General features: G+C 42.4%; 20 protein-coding genes. 16 read left to right on the forward strand and 4 right to left on the reverse strand.

Annotated features, from left to right (window positions below):
* Positions 1-18: 18 nt before the first annotated feature.
* Positions 19-1008 carry an AI-2E family transporter gene (locus tag WC819_04785; GenBank protein MFA5986633.1) on the forward strand — a complete coding sequence of 330 codons (990 nt, stop codon included), beginning with the start codon at positions 19-21 and terminating at the stop codon, positions 1006-1008.
* 85 nt (positions 1009-1093) lie between these two features.
* On the opposite strand, the gene WC819_04790 is transcribed toward WC819_04785, so the two are convergent.
* Positions 1094-1603 carry a nucleoside deaminase gene (locus tag WC819_04790; GenBank protein ID MFA5986634.1) on the reverse strand — a complete coding sequence of 170 codons (510 nt, stop codon included), beginning with the start codon at positions 1601-1603 and terminating at the stop codon, positions 1094-1096.
* Between the two features lie 212 nt (positions 1604-1815).
* On the opposite strand from WC819_04790, the gene WC819_04795 reads away from it, so the two are divergent.
* The 6 genes from WC819_04795 to WC819_04820 all read left to right on the forward strand — a co-directional run bounded on the left by WC819_04795 (position 1816) and on the right by WC819_04820 (position 6953).
* A complete protein-coding gene (locus tag WC819_04795) occupies positions 1816-2748 on the forward strand; it encodes a peptidoglycan bridge formation glycyltransferase FemA/FemB family protein (GenBank protein ID MFA5986635.1) in 933 nt (310 codons plus the stop codon).
* A gap of 309 nt (positions 2749-3057) precedes the next feature.
* Positions 3058-3492, forward strand: a complete 435-nt coding sequence (locus tag WC819_04800) for a hypothetical protein (protein ID MFA5986636.1) — start codon at positions 3058-3060, stop codon at positions 3490-3492.
* A 395-nt stretch (positions 3493-3887) separates the two neighbouring features.
* On the forward strand, positions 3888-5222 hold the full coding sequence (murE, locus tag WC819_04805) for a UDP-N-acetylmuramyl-tripeptide synthetase (GenBank protein MFA5986637.1): 1335 nt from the start codon (positions 3888-3890) through the stop codon (positions 5220-5222).
* Positions 5223-5297: 75 nt separating this feature from the next.
* Positions 5298-5768: a hypothetical protein gene (locus WC819_04810; GenBank protein ID MFA5986638.1), complete on the forward strand. Its 471-nt coding sequence runs from the start codon at positions 5298-5300 to the stop codon at positions 5766-5768.
* A gap of 104 nt (positions 5769-5872) precedes the next feature.
* Positions 5873-6226: a hypothetical protein gene (locus WC819_04815; protein ID MFA5986639.1), complete on the forward strand. Its 354-nt coding sequence runs from the start codon at positions 5873-5875 to the stop codon at positions 6224-6226.
* A gap of 274 nt (positions 6227-6500) precedes the next feature.
* Positions 6501-6953, forward strand: a complete 453-nt coding sequence (locus WC819_04820) for a hypothetical protein (protein MFA5986640.1) — start codon at positions 6501-6503, stop codon at positions 6951-6953.
* Between the two features lie 59 nt (positions 6954-7012).
* Here WC819_04820 and WC819_04825 read toward each other — a convergent pair whose 3' ends face one another.
* Positions 7013-7465: a divergent PAP2 family protein gene (locus tag WC819_04825; protein ID MFA5986641.1), complete on the reverse strand. Its 453-nt coding sequence runs from the start codon at positions 7463-7465 to the stop codon at positions 7013-7015.
* 77 nt (positions 7466-7542) lie between these two features.
* On the opposite strand from WC819_04825, the gene WC819_04830 reads away from it, so the two are divergent.
* The 7 genes from WC819_04830 (at position 7543) to WC819_04860 (ending at position 13451) form a co-directional block, all read left to right on the forward strand.
* Complete coding sequence (locus tag WC819_04830) at positions 7543-8118, forward strand: LemA family protein (protein ID MFA5986642.1); 576 nt, start codon at positions 7543-7545, stop codon at positions 8116-8118.
* 98 nt (positions 8119-8216) lie between these two features.
* On the forward strand, positions 8217-9110 hold the full coding sequence (locus WC819_04835) for a M48 family metallopeptidase (protein ID MFA5986643.1): 894 nt from the start codon (positions 8217-8219) through the stop codon (positions 9108-9110).
* 19 nt (positions 9111-9129) lie between these two features.
* Positions 9130-9564, forward strand: coding sequence for a hypothetical protein (locus tag WC819_04840; protein ID MFA5986644.1), 435 nt, complete (start codon positions 9130-9132; stop codon positions 9562-9564).
* Positions 9565-9620: 56 nt separating this feature from the next.
* Positions 9621-10016, forward strand: coding sequence for a DUF4870 domain-containing protein (locus WC819_04845; protein MFA5986645.1), 396 nt, complete (start codon positions 9621-9623; stop codon positions 10014-10016).
* Between the two features lie 295 nt (positions 10017-10311).
* Positions 10312-11763, forward strand: coding sequence for a pyruvate kinase (pyk, locus tag WC819_04850; GenBank protein MFA5986646.1), 1452 nt, complete (start codon positions 10312-10314; stop codon positions 11761-11763).
* A 203-nt stretch (positions 11764-11966) separates the two neighbouring features.
* Positions 11967-12671: a hypothetical protein gene (locus tag WC819_04855; protein MFA5986647.1), complete on the forward strand. Its 705-nt coding sequence runs from the start codon at positions 11967-11969 to the stop codon at positions 12669-12671.
* A gap of 90 nt (positions 12672-12761) precedes the next feature.
* On the forward strand, positions 12762-13451 hold the full coding sequence (locus WC819_04860; GenBank protein MFA5986648.1) for a M23 family metallopeptidase: 690 nt from the start codon (positions 12762-12764) through the stop codon (positions 13449-13451).
* 55 nt (positions 13452-13506) lie between these two features.
* Here the strand turns inward: WC819_04860 and WC819_04865 are convergent, their stop codons facing one another.
* Positions 13507-14115 carry a hypothetical protein gene (locus WC819_04865; protein MFA5986649.1) on the reverse strand — a complete coding sequence of 203 codons (609 nt, stop codon included), beginning with the start codon at positions 14113-14115 and terminating at the stop codon, positions 13507-13509.
* 2 nt (positions 14116-14117) lie between these two features.
* Positions 14118-15173: an adenylyltransferase/cytidyltransferase family protein gene (locus WC819_04870; protein ID MFA5986650.1), complete on the reverse strand. Its 1056-nt coding sequence runs from the start codon at positions 15171-15173 to the stop codon at positions 14118-14120.
* Positions 15174-15345: 172 nt separating this feature from the next.
* Here WC819_04870 and WC819_04875 point away from each other — a divergent pair, with 172 nt between their 5' ends.
* Together WC819_04875 and WC819_04880 are read left to right on the forward strand one after the other, a co-directional pair.
* Entirely contained in the window at positions 15346-16104 is a 759-nt protein-coding gene (locus WC819_04875) for a helix-turn-helix domain-containing protein (GenBank protein ID MFA5986651.1), read from the forward strand.
* 189 nt (positions 16105-16293) lie between these two features.
* Positions 16294-16773, forward strand: coding sequence for a VIT1/CCC1 transporter family protein (locus WC819_04880; GenBank protein ID MFA5986652.1), 480 nt, complete (start codon positions 16294-16296; stop codon positions 16771-16773).
* The last annotated feature ends 244 nt before the right edge of the window (positions 16774-17017 follow it).

A 17017-nucleotide genomic window follows, 5' to 3' on the forward strand; every position in this document is an offset into this window, starting at 1 on the left:
CCTAAAGATATAAAAAACATGAGTCAAGTCATTGATGTGTCATCAAATATCATTTTTCGCGTGCTGGGAATTGTTCTCGGACTGTGGTTTTTGTATGTGATCCGTGATGTGATCTGGCTTTTTTTGATCGCGATTATCATTACGGCTGCGCTCAATCCGATGATCAAAAGTGCGCAGGTACTTTTACGTTCACCGCGCGCTGTGGCTGTCGGCACAGTATATATCATCTTCTTTTTACTTTTGGGTATTCTCATTTCATTTATTGTGCCAACGATCTCGCAACAATTCGAGCAGATCGGGACAGAATTGCCCAAACTTCTCGCGCAATTTTTACCACAGCATCTTTCACCGGCCGAAGATCCGACGCTTAGCAATATCAGTCAACAATTCATCGGTCTTTTGGGTAATCCTTTCTCCACTACGGTGGGGTTGCTGTCGGGACTGATCTCAATCTTTGCCGTGGTCTCCATGTCTTTTTATATGTCACTGCAAGAGGACGGGTTGAAAAACGCGCTTTTGCTCATTGTACCGGCACAACACCAAAAATATATTGCGACACTTATTGATCGGATCCAAGAAAATTTCGGACGATGGATGGCGGGGCAACTGATCACAATGATTTTTGTCGGTCTATTATATTATATTGCGCTACTCTCACTTGGTGTGCCATATGCGTCTGTGTTGGCGATCATAGGAGGGCTTTTGGAGATTGTGCCATACTTTGGTCCGATCATGGCTGGTGCGCCGGCTGTTGTGTTTGGGTTTATGCAAGATCCGACAGTGGGATTTCTCGTATTTTTGGCGTATTGGGCGATCAACTTGATCGAAAACTATTTTTTGGTACCAAAGATCATGAACAAGGCGATCGGTCTGCACCCGGTGTTGGTTATTCTTGCATTACTTATCGGCGGGCAAATTGCCGGTATTGTAGGCATTTTTCTTGCAGTGCCACTTGCCGGTGCGATCGGACTTTTCCTCAAGGATGTGATGGAAAAAAAGATCGCCTAAATTTTACACAGAAAACACTACTACACTACGTAGTATAGTAGTGTTTTCTATAAAGTTCTGCACATTTTTTTAACGTTTTTTGAAATTACCTTCTTGTGTCATGTGGTGGATCTGTGATCGTGATATCACTGCCAAACATCCATAGGGGCGTGTCGGCGAGTACGGCGTGTGCTTCATTTTCCAAAAATCCTCCGGTGATCTCCGGCGGTGTGGAGAAGTACGGAGTGAGTCCGCTCATTGTGCTGTCTTGCAGGATCGGCCATCGGGTATAACCGCCGACATAAGGAGAGGGGAGAGAAAAAACGACACGACTCACTTTGAATTCGCGGATCATAAAGGAACACATAGGGCACGGCTCAACATTGGTATATAGCGTACAACCACTCAGGTCGGATGAACCGAACAATGCATGTGCGCGATTAAGGGCAACGATTTCGGCGTGTTCGGAAACTTTGGTTTTGTAATCATTTTGTGCTTCGATGATGATGTGTCCATCTTTGGCGATCACCGTACCAAATGGTGCATCGCCCGCATCAATTGATTCTTGTGATAGTGCAATGCACCGGCGCATGCATATGTGATCAAAGTCATTCATAAGTTTTTTGTATTGTTATAACTGATTTAATATAAATATCATTTTTTCTTTTATATAACAATTATTTAAAAGAAAACTTCTGTCATCCTGAACTTGTTTCAGGATCTCACATCTCAGATGCTGAAACAAGTTCAGCATGACATGGATATTAAATGAGATCTTGTGAGGGTATTATAGCCTTTTTGTGACATGTTTGATAGTATAAAAACATTATGACACATCAGAGCATCAAAAAACCGGAAGGCGGACTATTGCAATCAGAGGAATGGATGGCTGTTTTGCATGCGGAAAAAAAGGAAACATACCGTATAGTGAGTGCGTATGCGATACATCACATGATCCAAAATCGCGTACCGCTATTTGGCGCGTATATGTATGTACCGCGCGTTTTTGATCTGGACCATACAGCATGTGCCAAGATCATCGCTGTAGCGCGAGAGCATGGTGCCGGATGGGTGCGGATCGATGTTGGCACGGAAGCGATGATGCGCGTTCTTGATGAATGCGGGCAACATGTTTTGCACGCACCGCACGACATGCAACCGCGACACAATCTGATCATCGATATTGCCAAAGACGAAGAAGAACTATTAAAAAATATGAAAAGCAAAACGCGGTATAATGTGCGTCTCGCGCAGAAAAAAGGTGTGACAGTTTTTGCATCAAAAGAACAAAAGTATGTAGATGCGTTTTGTGCGCTTGTCGGGCAAACGGCTGTGAGGAAAGAAGTTTCTTTCCATGACAAGTCACACTATGAAAAGATCATCAATACATTATCCGATGATCATGTGCAACTGTATATTGCTGAATACAATGGCAACGTGATCGCCGCAAACCTCGTATCGTTTTATGGCGGCGTGGCAACATACTTGCACGGTGCAACCGCCGATCGCGATCGTGACGTGATGGCGCCATTCCTCTTGCAATGGCAGGCAATTCTCGATGCAAAGGTACGCGGATGTGAATGGTATGACCTGGGGGGTGTATTCCCGCATACAGAGGATAAAGGCAAGCAGGGAATCACCCGATTCAAACAAGGATTTGCACCGCAAGAAACGTTTTTTGCCACACGAGGATCATATGATATTGTCCTATCACCACTGCGATACTATGGCTATCGTCTTGCACAGAAGTTCAAATCATAGGGTAGAGACGCCCTTTGTAAGTCTAAAAATTCTTGTCATTCCCGTGAAGCTTGTCCTCGAGAAATCGGGGAACGGGAATTCATGATTATTCTATATGCAAAATATACTTATATCAGATTTGCGTTACTCTTGACAAAATGACGATTTAGGTGTATAATACAGAGTCGTAGTAATTTGACAATTTTTCATTCACCACAGCCAAAAGAGTCGTATTTAAGGCAATTTTTGGTTGTGGTGAGAGACCATATCGGTCAAATCTAACAGCGAAAATATAAAAATGGCACATGTGCCAGAAAAAAGGAGGAAGATATGTCTTCTGATAACATGAAAACAATAGCACATTTCATCGATTGCGATGCCGATCCGTCCATCCCTAAAGGATGGAAAGTTGAGAGACATAACAAATGCGGACAATTGGAGTGGAACGCAAAAAAAGTTTCACTACACTTGTCAAAAGTACAGGAAAGTGGCAAGCAAATAAAGGGTAATCAGCTTTGCAAAGAAATTGAAAAAATGCCTGTGCTGAATGCCAATGTGCTGGATTACCTTTTGGCACATCCTGAACTTATCCCGGAAGAGTGGAAGAATAAAGTAGTTTTATTCTGGGGCACTATTTATTGCCTCTCCGATGGTCGCTTGGCTGTTCGTTGTCTCAGTTGGGACGGTGAGCAGTGGTACTGGCACGGCAGCGGGCTCGACGGTGATTTCCGTTCTGTCCATTCTGCGGTGTTGTGCGCAAATTAGTTCTTGGGACTTTGTTTCTTGAATCTTCTCTGGATTCTTTGAAACCTAGTCCTGTGATCCTAAAAAAAACGAGCACTGTGTTGTATTTCACACAGTGCTCTTTAATTTTGTGCTACAATAAAAAAGGTAGTAGGAAAATATGCAAGCGATTATGGTTTCTTGCTTTCGAATCTTGCAGGAGCAGGTTTGTAACCTGCTCCTTTTGTTTTTATTACACTTCACAAATATATTGTACATAATATAAATGGTGTTTCTATAGTGAATATTTTTTTCAAATTTTTGATAGTTGCTAAAATTGTGATATTGCAAAACTGTTAAAATCAGTAATTTTACAGTCATATGAAAAAATCTTGACTATCTGGTTTTCTCGCGCGTTATCTTGTATCATAAGATATATGATACTTACAATGATCAAAAAGATGATCCCGCGAAAGATCTTTCGCATGGCGCAACCGATCTATCACTATGTGATGGGTTTTTTGGCGGTGCTTGTGTGCGGTTTTCCCGGCAGAAAGATGATCGTTGTCGGTGTAACGGGGACGACGGGTAAGACGACAGTGGTGTATTTGACAGCGCAGGCATTGCGTCATGCAGGACTCCGCGTAGGATATACGTCGACAGCAATGTTTAGCGATGGAAAGAACGATTGGCTCAATGATAAAAAGATGACGATGGTGGGGCGGTTTTTCACACAAAATATACTCAGGCGCATGGTGCGAAACGGATGCGATGTGGCAATCGTAGAAACAACATCCGAGGGAGCGGTACAATTTCGCCATCGCTTTATCAATTATGATGTGATGGTTTTTACCGGGCTCTATCCGGAGCATATTGATTCTCATGGCAGTTTTGACAATTACAAAAACGCAAAAAAAGAGATCTTTGCACATCTTGCGCAGTGTAAACACAAAACGATCAAGGGAAAACACATTGCAAAAACGATCGTAGCCAATATGGACGATCTGCATGCACAGGATTTCATGCAGTTTGATGTAGAAAAAAAGATTGGTTTTACACAGGGCGACATGCAGGATGCATCTATGCAAATCGTGCAGTATACCGCAGGCATATCAAACAAAACGGGTGTGCGGTTTGCATGTGATGGTGTGGATGTGCAGATGCACATTCTGGGTGATTTCAATGCGACAAATGCTGTCGCTGCGATCTCTGTTGCGCAAGCACTGGGCGTGGAAAAAAATCGTGCTATTGAAGGGCTGATGCAGGTCATGAGTTTGCCGGGACGATTGGAGCGGATCGACGAAGGGCAAGACTTTACCGTAATCGTGGATTATGCATTCGAGCCGGTTGCTGTAACCAAATTATATGAAACAATTCGTGTCCTTGAACCAAAAAATATCATCCATGTCCTCGGGTCAACCGGAGGCGGACGTGATATTTCACGTCGCGCAAAACTCGGACGCATTGCGGGAGAATTGGCGCGCTCTGTGATCGTGACGAACGAGGATCCTTATGATGATGATCCGTTGGAAATTATTTCGGCAGTTGCAGATGGCGCGAGAGAGACAGGTAAGGTGGAAGGACGAAATCTCTTTTTGATCACAGATCGCGACAGGGCAATTGAGAAAGCTGTTTCTATCGCACACACAGGTGATGTGGTATTGATCACCGGCAAGGGATCGGAGCAGGCGATCGCTGGGAAAGACGGCATATTGTTTCCATGGGATGATCGACGGTGCGTGCGAGAGGCTTTGCGCAAATTACGAAAATAATAAATGGTGTATAATGCATAGCAGAGAAAATTGTTGTTTAACATTTAGGATAATTCAACGAAAGAGGTGATCGATGTGGATGGCCAAACGGTTGTAACAAACGTGCAGGACGGCATCATGCGGTTTCGTTGTGTGATGTGTCGTCACGAGGCGGATGTTGCTGTAAAGAGTGGCGTACGAAAATTAAGAGTGCGATGTAAGTGTGGTTTTGTCATTGTATGCGAGATCGACCGGCGGACAAGTCGACGGGGTCCGTACAAATTTGGCACTGCACAATATGTGTCAAAAAGTGGCACAAAACATATCATTCAACCATTTGATATTTCATTTGGTGGCATGGGTTTTTGTTTTTTGCAGGGTGCAAAGCGCCAGCTTTTAGTTGGGCAAAACATCATTATTCAGTATGAAGTGAGTAGAGGATGTGACACAGTAGATGATTTTGTCGTGCGGAGAGTGTGGGATGATTGGATCGGTGTGCAATATGCTGATGGAATGAATCACCCACCACGACATCGGCTGATCATACCATTACAGCAACATAAATAAAAGGCGGTGGAGCAATTATGTATGTGCAAAAAAACAAAAGGATAATTTGTCGAGTACAGGAGGGACATGCGCAATTTATTTGTCCGCATTGCAAAAAAAGATATATGGTACCTCTGCGTCCCAATGAAAAACGTCGCAAAATTACTTGTCATGCGTGTAAGCAAAAATGTGAATGCACATTCAATCGGCGTTATACGATTCGTGAAATGCAGAGTGGTAAAGCGCGACTGGACATGGGAGAATTGGGGTATATGGCCGTTCTTTTGCATGATATTTCTTGCGCAGGTGTAGGCTTTAGTATTTCTCATGGACAAGCGCGCAAACTGCGCGTGGGTCAACAGGTGCAACGGATCGTATGTGATTGGAATCCGCGGTTTCCGCAACACAAGTTGATCATCCGTAATATTTCGGGCGAAAAGGTGGGGGCATGTTTTACCAAGCGCAGACAATTTTTTTAAAAAAAGATCGATGAAAACAATCTCTTGGAGAGCTCTCCGAGAGATTTTTTTATAGTCATATACGTGCAATTATTTGGACAAAGCATATTTATTGATTTTTGGTATTGTAAAAAGTACTGTATTTTAAAATAGAAAAACCAATGAGACATGACCTCTTTTTCTAAATGATGTATTTTTTTGACAGAAAAGGTGTTTTTACATACAATGAATAATCACAATGTTATGGGTGTTTGTTATTTGACAATAAAAATTTTCCAATTATATATGGGGTGCGATGATGGAAGAATTAGAAGCGGGAGTAAAAGGGGGGCAGACATGGATCGTTTGTCCGCATTGTAAGAGGGGGTCTGGTATAAATGTACCGGAGCACTATGTCAAAAAAACACTTGGATGTAAATGTGGAGGAAAATTTCTTGTGACATTTATTCGTCGCAAATGCGATCGAAAAAAGATCAGTGTTACAGGAAAAATAACAATTAATAATGAGGAGCATCCGATCATATTGGTAGATTTATCGTTGCAGGGTGTGAGTTTCACGGTTTATTCTGCAAAAGTAGGCATAAAAAGAACATATGACATTTCTTTTTCATCTCATGGAAGCACAGTTAAGACCCCGATAAAAATTGTCGGTGTTTCAGACAAATATGTAAAAGCAGAATTCGTCTTTATTGATGAGTATTGCGGTGCAAAATTGTCGGTGAGACGCATATGGGACAGGTTGTTATGAAAGAAAATCCAAAAACGCCAATGGAAATATTCCAGTGGCGTTTTCTTTTTTTGAGGATGCTAGAGAAGTGTGACGATATAGATGAAAAATGCCGTAACGACAAATCCGACAGCGATACCGCCGGCAACCTCATTGGCATAATGGCCGACGTGTTCTTTGAGGCGAGGGAAATCTTTATGGTTGATTCCTTTGGTTTCTTCTACAAGTTTGTTGAGTGTGCGTCCTTGCATGCCGATCTGCATACGTATGCGCATTGCGTCATAGATCGTAATGAAAGCAAAACACGATGCGACGGCAAACACGCCGGACGTGACATTTTCATAATAGCCGATCACAACAACAAGTGAGGTGACGAACGCACTGTGTGCGCTGGGAAAATGCCCCGGGTCGAGGATATTGTCCCATTTGATGCCGTGTCTGATCGAGAGTCGTACAAATTTTATCGACTGCGCAAAGATGATTATGGCAATAGGAATGAGAAAAAGTTGAAATTGTATCAATGTGTCGATCATATGCATATAGTATAGCACCCTCTGTATTTTTTTGGTAGAGTGTGTTAGGATTGCAGTGTAATTTTAATAAGAAAAATATGATTGGAATTATTTTATTGGTCGCGATCGTTGTGATCGTTGTGTGGGTCATCGGGATCTATAACGCGCTTGTAAAGATGCGCGTACGCGTGGACGAAGGATGGAGTGACATCGATGTACAACTCAAGAGGCGTTATGATTTGATCCCAAATCTCGTAGAAACGGTAAAGGGCTATGCAAAACATGAGAGTCAAACATTGGAGGCGGTAATGGAGGCACGATCCAAAGCAACAGCGATCACGGTGGATGCAAGTCATGCAACAGCCGGAGATATGGCGGCGCTTGCCGGTGCGCAACAGGGTCTTTCTGGGGCGTTGGGTAAACTTTTTGCTGTGGCGGAAAACTATCCTGATCTCAAAGCAAATCAAAACTTTTTGCAATTGCAAAATGATCTCACGGATACAGAGGATAAGATCCAAGCGGCGCGTCGTTTCTACAATGGTACTGTGCGTGATTACAATACCAAAGTAGAGACTGTACCAAGTAATATTGTGGCAAGCCTCTTTGCTTTTACAAAGAGAGAATTCTTTGAGATCGAGGACACACAGAGAGAGAACGTCAAAGTACAATTTTAAACATAGTTGTAAAGTTTATAAAGCCTGTAAAGTCCATAAAGTTAAAAAGTCTTATCACTTTATAAACTTTATGGACTTTATAAACATTGTTTTGATATATGTCTACCATTTATACACAAGTGGATAAAAATATTCGTTTGACCTTTGTCTATATCACAGGATTTTTGATTTTTGTGATGGGCGTCGGTTATGTCTTTGCCAACGCGATGAACAATCAGATCATCCTCTATATTGCCGTAGCATTTTCTATCATCATGAGTTTTGTCTCATATTGGTGGAGTGACAAGATCGTCTTGAGTATGAGTGGCGCAAAAGAGGTGACGCATGACAATGCGCGGGAAATCTATCATATCGTGGAAAATTTGTGCATCACAGCAGGTCTTCCTGTGCCAAAGATCTATGTGATCGAAGATAGTGCGCCAAATGCTTTTGCTACAGGACGCGATCCGGAACATGGTGTGATCTGTTTGACAACGGGGATCATTCAAAAATTGGAGAAGACAGAATTGGAGGGGGTGGTTGCGCATGAGTTGTCGCATATTGGCAATCGAGATATTCTGCTTTCCACGGTCATCGTCGTTTTGGTCGGTTTCGTGACACTTTTGGCGGATTGGTTTCGCCGGTGGGCGTTTTTTGGTGGACGCGGACGTGACCGAGATGGCGGACAATTGCAACTCATTTTAATGATCGTCGCAATCATGTTATCCATTCTTGCTCCGATTGCGGCGGTATTGATGCAAATGGCAATTTCTCGCAAGCGTGAATTTTTGGCAGATGCTTCCGCGGTTTTGCTTACGCGATATCCGGAAGGTCTCGCTAGAGCATTGGAAAAAATTTCCGGTGACAGTGAAAAGCTTGAAGCGGCAAATCGTGCGACGGCGCATCTCTATATTGTAAATCCGTTTAAAGGAAAAAAAATCTCCGGTCTATTTGCAACACATCCGCCAGTTGAGGAACGCGTGGCGGCACTGAGAGGGTCGGAGATAAAATGATTTTATTCTCTTAAACATTATGATCATCAAATCTCCGAAAAATTCGGAAAAATATTATTGGACGGAACACGCCAAGGCAAAGATGCGTCAATATGGTTTGAGCGCGCAACGTGTTACGCGTGTCATTCGTAGTCCACAACGCAAAGAAGAAAGTATTGTCGGTAATGGAACGATCGCTGTCATGCAGCCACAGTCAACGCGTCGCGATGCGAGCGGTAAAAAAACATGGAACAGTGAAATTTGGGTCATGTACAAATACGCCAAGAAAAAAGTTTCTCCCACAGATGCACAAAAAGTTTCTGCAGAGGATAATCCAATGATGCGGTTTCTCAATAACGTTGCGCAAAACCAAAAGCAAATTCACATTATCAGTGCGTGGCGGTATCCCGGCAAGACAGAGCCGGGAGAAAGCTTGCCGGACGAGATCACTGATGAGATTGCAGAAATCGCATAGTCTGATATAATACGAGTGTGAAATTAATCATAAATAATAGAAAGGTGGGTGACATTATGGAAGAACAAAATAACACACAACAAGCACAACAACCACAGCCACAAGCACAACCGGTAGTAGCTCCCGTGCGACAAGCTGATCCTGCAGATGTGGAAAAGAATAAAACAATGGCAATTTTGGCATATTTTATTTTCTTTTTGCCACTTATTACGGACTCAAAAGACAGTCCATACGCAAAGTTTCATGCTAATCAATCGCTAGTTCTATTGATGTTTACGGTTGGCGGATACATCATTTCAAGTATTTTGACAGTGATTTTGATCGGATTTTTGATCTACTTTGTCGTAATGATCGGAAGTATCGTACTTTGGATCATGGGCATCATCAACGCATCCAATGGTAAAATGACAGAACTTCCTCTTATCGGAGGAATTCATCTTTTGGATAAATAAATTTAGACAAGTAGACTAATTAGACACGTAGACTTGTAGACAAAACAAAAACAGGTGAAAACCTGTTTTTGTTTTTTTATAATGTCGAAAGTTCATCCATCTAATTATCGTCTACCTGTCTACGTGTCTACCAATCTACTTTTCTACTGATCTACCAGTCCCCGCCTGCATTGCGTGTGCAAAAGCACTGCGGGCAGGTACTTGTCTAAATATCTACAAGTCTCTGCCTGCTTACCTACTGGCAGGCAGGTATGGTATAGTAGAGGGAGTAAATACACATTGTAAAATAAAAAATATGGAAAAAAATATTTTGATCAAAAAAACAAAAGTTGTGGCAACACTTGGTCCGGTATCGGAAACCGTGGAGGTGTTGGAACAGATGATTCGTGCCGGACTCAATGTTGCACGGTTCAATTTTTCTCACGGGGCATATGAATGGCATGAAAAGGTGATGCAAAATGTACGCACCGCGGCAAAAAATGTGGGCGTGCCAATTGCGATCCTCGCAGATTTGCAGGGTCCGCGTGTACGCACGCATGTTTCTGCAGAAGTGGTGATCACATCCGGTGAAACGATCAAATTGTTTGACGTGTCGCAAACTGATGAAGTGATCGCAAAAAGTGCGGCAAATGCAAAATATATCGCACTGGACTGTCCACATATCGTTGATGCGATCACTGTAGGCAATGACATCCTCATCGAAGACGGACTCATGAAGTTGCGCGCAGTGGATAAGACGGCGGAGTATGTTGTCTGTGATGTGGTGGATGGCGGCACAGTCAAAAATCACAAGGGCGTGAATATTCCTGATGCGAGCATCCCATTGCCGACGATGACAAAAAAAGATTATGATGATCTCGCATTTGCATTGGCGCATGATGTGGATTACGTGGCATTGTCGTTTGTGCGCAACGGGCAGGATATCGTCGATGTGCGGCAAAATATGCAAAAGATCATCGGCGAAGAAACATACTTGCCAAAGATCATATCAAAGATCGAATGCAAAGAAGCATTGGGGAATATGGATCGTATTCTCGCGGCGACGGATGCCGTGATGATCGCGCGTGGGGATCTCGGTATCGAAATGGATCCGACGACGATCGCAATCCTCGAAAAAGATATTTTGGAAAAATCCATTCATCATTTGCGTCCGGTCATCGTCGCAACGCAAATGCTTGCGAGCATGGAACATAACGCACGACCGACTCGCGCGGAGGTAGCGGATGTGACCAACGCTGTTGCAGACCATACGGATGCCGTGATGCTTTCCGGTGAATCCAGTATGGGTGCATATCCGGTAGAGGCCGTGGACACAATGGCACAGATCGCGGCACATACAGAAGTGTCTCCCTATGATGATATGTTGGTGGCGATGCCGATCACGTTTTCATCCGAAGAAGTGCGTATTGCTCATGCAACATACGATTTTGCAAAAGAAATGCATGCACAAGCGATTGTGATCTATTCGGAAAGTGGGTACACTGCGCGGATGCTGTCACATTATCGACCGGAACAGCAGATCATTGTCGTTACAAATCGTCAAAAAGCATACAACCAGCTCGCGCTCGTATGGGGCGTAAACTCGTTTCTTGCCGCGGGCGAAGAAAGCCGCGAGCAGTGCATCAACCATGCGATCGATGCGGCAAAGGGAAAAGGGATCTTGCACACAGGTGATCTCGTGATCACAATTCTTGGCACCACAAAATTGGGAAAGAAATTAACACTTACAGGTACGCGTTTGATATAAAATTCTTCAGTGGCAGATATTACACTTCTTTGGAACCATGTAATCTCTCACATGCGTTGTTTTGTCCATAAAAAAATTTGTCATTGATATGTGGAGTAGGTATATTTTTTGCTCTTGATAAAATGACACTGGAGATGCTATGATGATACATCCGCTACAGTAGGTAAAAATTTTCATTGAAAAAATACAAAGGAGGTATTTCAATGACGGATAAAGTCATTACACAAATTGGTTCTTTGCCACATATGAATGTGAGTGAAGCGGTTAGTTACAGCTTGCTTCACGAAATCCCATTTTTCCCTGAGCTCCCAATCCTTGGTGATTCGATGTTGAATTACGCAAAAAATCCCGGGAAAATGAGTTGTCTGGAAGAGTTCAAAAAACATCGATTTTCGCGTGTAAAGATCCAATGCATCGGTCCGGCAATACTGATCACAACAGGGTGTGGTGAGAATGAGGCATTAGAGGTCATTTGCAATCACATTACCACGATCATGGATGGTCTTTACGCAGACGAAGTCATTCTTTTTTTGGATGAGCCGGCATTGGGGCAGGCGGGGTTTGATTATGAGAGCATATGGGATGCGATTTTCTCAAATTTTCATGTTGTCCGTGGTGTGCATTGCTGTGGTCCGATGGATTGGGATATTCTTTTGCGATCATCTGTTGTTGATATGATCAGCTTTGATGCTTCTCAGTTCAATATTGCTCTTTATCCATACTATCGCAACGGCAAAAAGATTGCGTGGGGCGTTGAGAGAAAAGAGCACGTAGCTGATTTTCGTGCAGGCGATCTGATCACACCGCCATGCGGTATGAGTCCGATGAGATATAATGTCAAAGACTGTACTGATCAACTGATCAACCTCAAACAGATCAAAGATCATGCCATAAAAATGATGGTGTAAAAAATGATCTTACCAGTATCAAAGAGACTTCTGATAGTAATTATCACGGGTCTCTTTTCATTTTGAGTGCATGCTTGTATCATGATAGATATGAAAAAATATCTTGTCATTTCAGTGATCGTGATCATTGTAGGCGTGATATTTTTTATCTGGTCAAAAAATTATTTTGTACAACCATTTAATAATGTCCAAGATATTCCAATCCAAGATGAGAAGCAGATGCTTCCCAACGATATAATATCTCCGGAAGTGCCCAATATATCTGATGCGAAATCACGTGATTTTCAGTCTCCGCTGGAAAGAGCAAACGAGCGTGTGATCAAAAAATATTTTGGCATATTCATTACGCAGCAAAATTCTCCCATTCAACCAGAAAGATTTTATGGTTATCATACGGGTACTGATTTTGAGATTTTTCCTGAAGAACGTGATGCACCAGTTGTGGTAAAGGCGATCTGCACAGGTCAAGTGCTTGTAAAGAGATCTGCTACAGGTTATGGCGGTGTGGTAGTACAATCATGTGATGTGAATGGTCAGCCTGTGACAGTGATCTATGGTCACATGAAGCTGGCGAGCATTTCTCAAAAAATAGGCGACCATGTGGATATGGGTGAGGAAATTGGGGTTTTGGGATCGGATAAGAGCATAGAAACCGGCGGAGAACGGAAGCATCTCCATCTCGGCATCCACAAAGGAACAGGTATCAACATCATGGGCTATGTCCAGAAAAAAAATGAACTCGATGCATGGCTTGATCCGTGCGTGTATGTTTGCGACTAGGTCGTATGCAACGTGAATATAAAAGAGCGAAGAATTTTCTTCGCTCTTTGGTTTTTTATGTGAGGTGATCAATGGATCGTCTTAGATTAGATTTTGCTTGCTTTTCATATTTTTCTCTAAAATATTCTGTTAGAAATATGAAAGGACGGTGCAAAAAACGTCTGAGTATCTTGGCGCGTTCTCTTGCAAAAATATCTGCGGGAATATGAGAATACTCTTTACGAATATTTTTCTCATAGGTGTCAAAGATCTCAGTTGATTGTCCAAAGATCGTCAAGTCAATATCAATGATGACTTTGGCATCATTGTCTGCAGGACACGTGTTATGTGTTGTTGACAAAATGAGATTGGCCACTTTTTCTCCAAATGTGTCTGGCATGCCCATTTCTCGACATAACGCAGTGGCGAATGTGGCACTTCGTTTCTCATCTCCGCTCTGAGGAAAGGCATCGTGCATAAAGATTGCCATAGCAACAGTCTCTCTGTCATTGATCAAGCGTGTAGGGACATCTTTTAGCTCTGCGATGCAAAAAGCGATATGTCCGTAAAACGTGTGATAAAATCTCGCTGGTGTGCGATATGTCGCAACGAGTTTTGTATAGGTGTCTGAGCATCTTTTCTCGGTGCCGAACTTTTTGCAAATGTGCATGAAATATTTTTCCATTTTCAGATCTCCTTTGAAGTGGAAATTTTTTGCAGAAAATTTATAGCGCGTTTTCGCAGTGTGCAGATATTTCCATCTGAGTTAATGACATGTAGCTCCAAGCGGTTTTTATGAGCGATATCGATCGATTGGGCGAGGTCGGGGATTTCTGTGATAAAACGCATATGCCTGTCAGTGCCACGCTCTGTGATTCGTCGACGATTTTCCATTTCATCTTCGCAGACCACATAAAGAACTTTGTGTCCGATGTAGCGGTATAATTCTTTGCCAGGTTTCAACCCATAGGAAATTTCCAAAAAAACGTTGGTGCCTTTTGGCACTTTTTGCAGTGCTTTTTTCAAAAATTGAAACCACTGCGGTGCAACAAATGCGGTCAATTCGGCATCGTGTGTAATTGCCAGATCGACGAGGTCGGTCTTGTCTCCGAACTTTGCAATGATCAATGGTTTGATCAGCGCGGAAAAAAGATCTGTGTTGATGTGGATATTGATTGGGTCGATCCCAGTAAGCATTGTGAGAAATGTGGATTTGCCTGAGCCAGGTCTTCCGACAACCATGAACAGATTTTTAATCCCCAGCGATTTTTCCAGTAATAGCGTGACAATGGCAGGAGAGACACATGATGCGAGATCGTAAAAATCGCATTCTGTCGTAGATTTTCTCGCTCGTGAAGCGGAAATACCGGCAAATTCTTTTTCGGCCAAGATATAGAAGATCTTATCGATGCCAAATTGTTCTTTGTTGAGTTTCATCACACGCTTTTCATTTTCCATATCGTTTTCGTCGCGTATGCCACGGATCATGATGATGCGCGAGAGGTCGACATACTCTTGGGAATATTCTGCGAATGTTTTTATCAAAACATTTTTTGGAAGAGGATAGTGTTGCCACATCGTTTTGCATTCCTCCTCAGAAAACCAGCGTGTGCCATTTTTTGCTTCATTGGTTGAGCAGATGATCGTCACTTCGGGGAATATTTCTGCGGATCTTTTTGCAATTTGGAAATGACCATGTGTCGGCGGGGTAAAGCATCCAGGATATACAGCAGTTGTTTTCATAGTTGCCTCCGTATGATGTGATTGTTAAGGAACGTGTGACCACATGATAGAAAAATAACGATCTTTTGTTCGGAAAGATCACAAAAAATATTGACAGGGGGTGAATTATCCTTTAAAATAGGGGGTATTAAGCATTGATAGTGACGAAAATTTTCGTCACCACATTATTTTTATGAGCGAATATAAAGCAATCACTAGACAACTGAGAGAATTAGGTTTCAATCGCAATGAAGCAAAGACGTATGTCGCTCTGACACAATTGGGAGAATCCAATGCTACAAATATTGCAAAAAAAGCCGGTCTCCCGCGAACGACTGTGATCAGCATCTTACAAAAACTGGAAGGCGAAAAGTACATTTCCATCCACAGATATCGCGGAAGAAGTTATTTTTGGATCGAGTCGCCACACATGCTCAAGCAGGCATTTATGAATCGTGTGAAGCAAGCAGATGAATTGGGCATGCTTTTGGCCGATCTTTATCGCTCAGAGTCTGATTTTCCTTTTGCAAAGATTTATGACAGCAAAGCGAGCATCAAATCATTTATTGAAAAAATGATACTTGGGATGAAGAAAAAAAGTGAGATTTACACGATAGAAAATCCGCATGCGGGAAATTATCATAAAATTTTATCGGAGGAATTTTTCTACGCAATGCTGGACTTGAAGAAAGAAAAAAATATTATCACAAAATCTCTGGTAACCGCAGGATCGATCAAAGACATCCGTCCACAAAAAATAGAAAGACAGACGATCATCCTCCGCGAAATGCCAAAGGACATCGCATTTAAGGCATCGTTCTGGATTGTTGGTGATACTCTGGTTCTGTTTTCCGGAAAATATCCCTTTATTGTAGCGATCGATCATCGCATCATAACGGACAGCATGAAAAGTATCTTCAACTATTTTTGGAACATTTCTACACAGAAATGATATGATCGGTGCATGTTTGATGGTAAAGTTTAAAATATTTTTCAATCAGTCTCCCGAACATTCTCACATGTTATTTTTACAGAGGTACAAAAGGATGTTACTATGGTGGCATAGATTGACAGGCAAATTCTTTTACACAACATCGGATCACATTTTTTATTTTGCGATGTAAGAATTAACAATACGCTTATGATGGAACTTGAAGATAAGATCAAAGGGGTAATTGCCGGGCTTTTTGGATCGATCATTGCCAGTTTTGGCGTTGCTTTGGGCGCATCTCTTTTGACAACGAATTATTGGACGGTGATACTCTCCGGCTTGATCGTCGGTTTGGCCAGTAGTTTTGCCAATGCTTTTGGGCCGTTGGTTTCCAGTACGCGTATGCATAATTCTCAAATGTGTTCCAGTGATGATCTGGGACAGGCCTTTGGATCATGTTTTCTTACATTTATCTTTGTCGGGATGCCTCTTATTTCTTATGTGTTGATCAATGATCTTTCACTTGCAAGGATCATCTCGATCATCACGGGACTGGTGCTTCTCTTTATTCTCGGTGTACATGAGGCGCAACTGGAGCATCGATCCCCGTTGGTCTTTGGTTTCACCATGATGATGGTTGGCGTTGTTTGCGCATATGTTTTTTACCTTTTGGCCAATCTGCTGAAATAAAAGCATTATATCGGTACTTGACTTTTATGGGTCTGACTCTCTATTATGGCAGAAAGAGATTTCGCATAGGTTCTGGTAGGCTGCTTTTGGGATATTTTACCTAACAAATTTTTAGGGAGGAATGATCATGAAGGAGTGTACGTGCGATAACAGACATTGTTGCTGTTGTTCTCATACCAAAAAAGAAACGATCTATAGCCAAAATGAGTTTGGGCATAAGTTTTCTTTTGAAAGAATAACGTGT

It is taken from the genome of Parcubacteria group bacterium, from assembly GCA_041660065.1.
Classification (GTDB): Bacteria; Patescibacteriota; Minisyncoccia; order Moranbacterales.